The following is a 3,243-nucleotide window of genomic DNA, read 5'->3' as shown; positions in this document are numbered from 1 at the left end:
CGTCACCGCGCCAGTCCCCGACCCTATTAGATGTGCCGGGCGGTAGGTGACCGACTGTGATCTCCGGCCCGCTCTCCCGCGCGAAGGCATGGAGGTGTTTCTTCCACGTCCAGCGGCGAGGGTCGTTGGAGCCGCCGGAATCAGCGGTGATCAGCAGTCGCGTGGCATCCGGGTGATCGGTCCGTCCGCGGTGCTGCCACCAGCGGCGGATGGACTCCACCGCGAACTCGGCGGTGTCATGGTCGGTTCCGACGTTGACCCAGCCGCTGTTGGTGGCCAAGTCGTAGATCCCGTAAGGGATGACGACCGGCATCTCGCCGGTGACGAAGGTATGGCAGTCCACCTTGACCGGGTCCTTGCCGGGGCGCCAGGTGCGTCCGGGCCGGTCACGATTCCCAATCCACTCCTTGGCCTTGGTATCGACGCTGATCACCGGCTGATGGCCGTCGAGGAAAGAGGTGGCAGTGGCGTTGAGGTGGGTGAACTGGGCGTCGCGGTCCGGGTGGCGGGCACCCTCCGTGGTCTTGGCGGTGCCCTGCAGGCTGTAGCCCATCGCGTGCAGCAAATGGCCGACGGTCGTGGCGCTGACCGGGTGGCCCTGTGCGGTCAGGGTCGAGGCGAGCGCGCGCAGCGACAGCGTCGTCCAGCGCAGTGGGGAGACCGGGTCACCACGGGCTGTCGGCTCGATCAAGGCCTCCAACGCCGGCCGCAGCCCTGTGTCGGTCGTCGTCAACGGCTTGCGGCCGGCCCCTGGAGCCCGGTTGCGGCACGTCGGCGCTGGATGCGTGTCCAACTCGGCAATGCCACGCGCGATGGTGGTGGCGCTGGCACCGGAGACAGCAGCCACTGCGGTGATCCCGCCGTGGCCGAGCGCAGCAGCCTCACTGGCCAGGTAGAGCCGTCGACGCCGCTCGTCGAGGTGGGGCAGGATCCGATCAAACTTGGCCTTCAACGAGGCGGTGGGGGTGCGATGTTGCGGAGACGGAGTCACACTCCAGCCTCCCACCGCTGCCCAACTGACAGATCAAGTCTGACAGTTATTCACGCACAAGCCCTGGGCGGGGTCTTCCCCTGCCAGGTAGGGGTGATGGCGGCCTGGGCCACTGGCGTCGGACAGGCACTGACGACCGGGAGCTGTATCTGCCGCGGGAGTGGACCGAGGACCGCGAACGGTGCCGGGTAGCGCGCGTCCCCGACCGGATCGGCTTCGCAGCCAAGCCGCGCCTGGCCGAGCATATGATCGCCCGGATCCTGCCCGACCTGCCCGGAGGACGGATGTGGGTGGCCGCGGACGAGGTCTACGGCCGCGACGGCGCTTTCCGCCGTTTCCTCGAAGAACGCGCTCTGCCGTACGTAGTGACGGTGCAGGCCAACCAGAGCGTGCTGCCCCGCCCTGGCTGGCGCCACCTCGCCCGGTTGGTGGAGCGGCACGCCACCGAGGATACGTGGATCGACCTGCCCGCTGGCCCCTCGCAGTTGGAGTCACGCACCTGGCAGTGGTGGGTGCGCCGGATCTCGCCCCGGACGCCGCCGTCGGCAGCGGCCTCGCCCGCTGGCTGCTCGCCCGGCGTCGCCCGGAGACCCCGGAAGACCGGGACTACTACCTGGGCTGGGGAGAAGAGGACACACCGGTAGAAGAGCTCGTGCTGGTCCCCGGCGCCCGCTGGCGGGTCGAGGATGCGATCAAACTGGCGAAGTCCGCGGCAGGGATGGCCGACTACGAGGTCCGTCACTTCCACGGCTGGTACCGGAACGTCACCCTCGCGCAACTGGCCGCGGCGTTCCTGGCAGTGCAAGCCGCCGCCGAACTCCAGGCGGAGCGGGGCGATCTGGCCCACACAGGGGGACCACACAGACCCCGACAGCCCCGCTGGCATCGTCCCGATCGCATTGACAGCCTTCGAGGTCGCCCGGCTGGTCAACCTCATGGCTCCACAGACTCCCCGTGACGAGCGGATCCGGCACAGCCTGAACTGGTCCTGGTGGCGGCGCTGCCATCAGGCCACCGTCCGAACCTGCCACCGCCGACGCAACCAGGCCCGAACGGCAGCGCGACCACCAAGAACACCCCCATCAACTACAGCGAACCACCCTATCTACGACTGAAGGGACAGCCCCGCGACTTTGTGGGCGCCGGGCCTGCCTGCCACTATCCGTTACCACCGGATGTGAGACAGGGTCGTCAAATTGGCACACCCGCTGCGGGCGCAGTAAGGATCTTCAGAGTGGTCACCGATCGGGTGATGACTGCTGGCCCGTAACGAGCAGGGCTCCCCGGCTGTTGGGCGAGATGTCTCACGTCTCAACCTCACGGCCAGGGAGCCCTGTTGGTCATCTATCCTTGCGCACTCGATCTGCCGCACGCCCTTGTGGAGTGGGTGACGATGCTGATCGTCACCCGTGAAGGTGACCGACGCTGCAAGCTGCGCCCCTCGCAGAGGGCCGTGGTGGCACTGGTGTACCTGCGCGAGCACATCACCCTCGCCAAGCTCGCCGCAGGGTTCCGGATCAGCGAAGCCACCGCCCACGCCTACGTACACAGCGTGACCACACTCCTCGCCGCACGGGCCCCGTCCCTAATGGGACGTATCGGGTCGTAGGAGACTTGATGTTGTAGCCGCCAGCGGGTGAGCACTATCCGTCCCGGAGCCACTGTGAGTTCTGTGGTCAGACCGTGCCCCTGCTGGTTGGCCGGGAGGCCGTGACTGCCGATGAGATGGCGTTGCCCGCCGGGTTGTTGGGCGTGAGCACTGGATCCATTAGGGAGCGAGCCGTGTCTTCCGCGGGCTGCATGTACGTACCGGACGAGAGAAGCACGGAGCACGCCAGGTGTTGTGGATCGGAGACGACTGGGCCGAAACCCACCATGATGTTGAGATACAGGACGATACCGGCCGCAAGCTGGCCGCGGCCCGGCTGCCCGAGGGCGTGGAAGGCATTGCCAAACTCCACGATCTCGTCGCCCGCCACGGCGGTGATGACCTGGAGCCGTCGCAGGTGACAGTCGGGATCGAGACCGACCGCGGCGCCTGGGTGCAGGCCCTGACCGCCGCCGGCTACCGGGTCTACGCGGTCAACCCGCGCCAGGCGGCCCGGTTCAAGGAACGCTACGCGACCTCGGGGGCCAAGAGCGACAAGGGCGATGCCCACGCGCTCGCGGACATGGTCCGCATCGACCACGCCCAGCTCCGCCCGGTCGCCGGGGACAGCGACCAGGCCCAGGCCGTCAAGGTCGTCGCCCGC

General features: G+C 68.1%; 3 protein-coding genes and 2 pseudogenes. 4 read left to right on the top strand and 1 reads right to left on the bottom strand.

The features are described from left to right. Positions 1-991: ISAzo13 family transposase (locus ACLHRZ_RS37265; RefSeq protein ID WP_490423015.1), on the bottom strand; the 991-nt coding region annotated here is incomplete at its 3' end. 32 nt (positions 992-1,023) lie between these two features. Here ACLHRZ_RS37265 and ACLHRZ_RS37260 point away from each other — a divergent pair. The 4 genes and pseudogenes from ACLHRZ_RS37260 to ACLHRZ_RS37245 form a co-directional block, all read left to right on the top strand. Then, positions 1,024-1,401: pseudogene (locus tag ACLHRZ_RS37260) on the top strand (transposase); the annotation flags it as partial. 44 nt (positions 1,402-1,445) lie between these two features. Beyond that, positions 1,446-1,949: a hypothetical protein gene (locus ACLHRZ_RS37255; protein ID WP_490423014.1), complete on the top strand. Its 504-nt coding sequence runs from the start codon at positions 1,446-1,448 to the stop codon at positions 1,947-1,949. Positions 1,950-2,327: 378 nt separating this feature from the next. Then, positions 2,328-2,582: pseudogene (locus ACLHRZ_RS37250) on the top strand (helix-turn-helix domain-containing protein); the annotation flags it as partial. A 247-nt stretch (positions 2,583-2,829) separates the two neighbouring features. Beyond that, positions 2,830-3,243: IS110 family transposase (locus ACLHRZ_RS37245; RefSeq protein ID WP_490423013.1), on the top strand; the 414-nt coding region annotated here is incomplete at its 3' end.

The sequence above is a fragment of the Streptomyces sp. AM25 genome (genome assembly GCF_058146165.1).
The sequence above is the reverse complement of the archived record's forward strand: the minus strand, read 5'-3'. Positions and strand labels throughout refer to the sequence as shown.